The organism is Marinilabiliales bacterium, from assembly GCA_007695015.1.
Classification (GTDB): domain Bacteria; phylum Bacteroidota; class Bacteroidia; order Bacteroidales; family PUMT01; genus PXAP01.
The window spans coordinates 1-2,963 of sequence record REEN01000002.1; the positions used below are offsets into that span (position 1 = coordinate 1).

Consider the following 2,963-nt stretch of genomic DNA (forward strand, 5'->3'; position numbering starts at 1 on the left):
AGAAAGGCAGGCTTCTGCTCTTCAAAAAAGAAGAGCGGACTGGATGAGTATTTCCAGTGGCTGTAGGTAATATCGGTAAACAGGTAGAAAGGATGTCTGCCAATGAAGTCCATTCTGCCCGAAAGTCCGGCACTTGTGTAAAAACTGCCGAAATATGCCCTGGTTGAAAGATGGGCCGGGTTTTTGTCGAGGCGCCAGAACTGTACTTCGCTGAAGGCCTGGTTGATATTTTCAGATGAGATGTTGCCGCCGATTGTCCTGAAATAGTCAGAATCATATTCCATATCGGCAAAGAAATCATAGTAACCGGTTTCATAGTTATAGATGATCCGTGGATAGGAGTTTTTAAATCTCCTGAGCGAGAGAAGAGCCAGGTAATTCCTTTTTATCTCCTCAAGATCTGCCGGCTCGCTGCTTCGTTTAAGAAAGTTTTCGGCAAACCTTCTTTCGTTATCCCTCAATCCGGAAACAGTCACCTGGTCAATCATCAGCGCGGGCATTTCACTGCGGAATGCCTCTCTTTTCTGTTCAAGCACTCCCCCCTCAACCCTGTATTCAAAGAGGTGCTGGTTTTCGCTGATCCTGGCAATTGCAGCTTCATACCCAATCTGGTAAACCCTCTCGCTCTGGCTGAAATCGGTTACATTCAGATCGGGAACATCGGGCCTTACCATGAAGCCCCTCTCTGTGCCGATGTCATATCGTGTATATGCCATCAGCATGGTCTGCAGCTGCGAGACTATATCATGGGGTGACGGTTTTTCAGGGTTTCCTGAAACCACGCTTCCGATAACAATGTCGGGAACAAATTCCATATGCACCACATCGGCGGGAAAGTTATTGAACATGCCACCGTCCATCATCAGTCTGCCGTCAATGGTAATCGGCTTGAAATAGAAGGGGAAGGTCATCGAGGCCCTTACTGCATCGGCAAGGCTGCCATATCTCATTACCTCGCCCCTGTTGTCTTCTATATTTGCAGCTATGCAGCGAAAGGGGACAAGCAGGTTGTCAAAGCTGTAGTTTGCCGCTGCCGCAGCCGGTCCGAGATACTCCATGAACAGGAAGTCCATCAAAAATGGTGAAACGATATTGGTAGGGATATTGCTCTGGATGACTCCCTGAAAATCCAACAGATGTTCCCGGCTAACATTAATCCTCAGCCAGGCGGGGTCGGGCCGGGGTTGTAAATAATAAAGTCCGTACTTGTCCTCAATCCTTCCCCTGGCTGCAGCAATGAACTCATCCGAACGGACTATCTCCATCATTTCGGCCGGTGAATAACCTGCTGCATACAGTCCCCCTACAATAGCCCCTATGGATGTGCCCGCTATATAATCAACCGGAATTCCGTTTTCCTCAAGAGCCTGAAGAACCCCGATGTGTGCAATTCCCTTTGCCCCTCCGCCGCTCAGCACAACTGCCACGGTTGGACGTTCTATCGGTTTGTAGATATCACTGTTGGTTGCCCCTGCATTTGCGACTGTCAGCAGGCAGGCAATAAAGATCGCTATGCGGGTCAGTCCCGGTCTTCTGTTTGAGTATGAACCATGCGTAGCCATTTGTCAGTTGTTTAAGGGTTTTCAGTTATTATCTTTGGTTACACTTATTCCGGATCAACATAATTGAATCTTTAGCAATTCTTTCAGAAAGAATACTGCAGGGCGACAAAGAAGCCTGCCCCTGCCTCTTCGAATATTGTTCCCGATCCTCCGAGGAAGATCTGTCCCACAAATTCAAGGTCCAGGTCCCTGGTAAGGGAGTAGTCAATTCCCGGCATCAGAAATGCGGCATCAATATCGGGCAGGGCCATTACGGCCAGCCTTCCCTGGAGGATTGGCGACAGGGCGCGCTGAGCGCTGAGCGTTACAGCGTATTTTGAGAACATGATGTTGTCGGGCCTCAGCGGCTCGGTTATCATGAACACCTCTCCCGGTCTCCTGTTGTACCCACCGTTATAAAGAAATTCAACCACTCCGAATGTGCCATTCGCAAACATATAGTCAATCCCGGTTGAAGCCACGATGTTGCTCCGGTCTGTTCCGGCCTCCTCTTCAATATCATGGAACCAGGTGGCCTCCCCCTTGAATCCTGCCCCGCCGATACTTCCGGCCCAGCCGCCACCCAGCGCAAGCCTGTGCCTGTAGTATCCTGTAACGGCCTGCACATCATAACCTCTCCAGTTGGTGCCCAGCATTGCTGCGGCAACCGTTTTGCGGCTGTTCCTCGCCGGGCTTACCGCAAGCTGGATACGTGAAAGGTCGCCGGTGAAATGCTGTATCCTTATGGCATCGGAGCCGGGCCTTTCGGGGTAGTCAAAATCAAAGAACGAGTAGGTGTTGAACAGGTCATTCGGGTTTGATACCAAATTGATACCCCAGTTTATCCTCTGCCGGCCCACCCGTACCTGCCACTTGTCACCCCGCCAGTCCGCGTAAAGCCTGTCCGCCATGCTGTGTCCGATCCATGGGCCGTCTGAAAGCCATACCCAGGAAAGATCCATCAGTCCCCCATCACGTCCAAGAATGTCACTATACTGCGGATAGTCTTTGAACATGGTGTTATAGAACAGCCTGTTCCTGCCCTCTGCCACCAGGTGGAAATTGCTGCTGATGTTCCACCTGAAATTGAGCCTGTTGTGAAACAGGTTGGTGAATGACGGGTCAGAAAAATCTTTGTCCAGCCTCAACGCGGGCATGTTCCTTACATAGCCCCGCAGGGTGGGGGACTCGATACGATTGTCCCCCGCTGCTGCGACAAAACCGGCGTTTAATACTGAGGTAATAAAGATAGTTAGTATGATATATGCTACTCTCATGAGTAAAATGTTTAACTGTTAAGATCCCTGTTACGGGATTGCTGCCGGAAAATTTCCCCGGCAGCAGTATCCCGTATGCTCAGGCCTTCTCTTTTACTGCTTCTCTTTCAAAATGCTCATCGCTGGCAACTGCACCGTCAACCAG

Annotated in this window: 2 protein-coding genes; both read right to left on the reverse strand. The window is 50.2% G+C overall.

The window, feature by feature from the left end; translation table 11 throughout:
• The coding region (locus EA408_00020) for a hypothetical protein (protein TVR75689.1) at positions 1 to 1,562 on the reverse strand (1,562 nt) is incomplete at its 3' end.
• Positions 1,563 to 1,645: 83 nt separating this feature from the next.
• A complete protein-coding gene (locus tag EA408_00025; GenBank protein ID TVR75690.1) occupies positions 1,646 to 2,818 on the reverse strand; it encodes a hypothetical protein in 1,173 nt (390 codons plus the stop codon).
• Between the last annotated feature and the right edge of the window lie 145 nt (positions 2,819 to 2,963).

What these genes read in the sequence shown, in the direction of transcription:
- EA408_00025 (TVR75690.1), bottom strand. Translation starts at nt 2,818, where the DNA reads ATGAGAGTAGCATATATCATACTAACTATCTTTATTACCTCAGTATTA.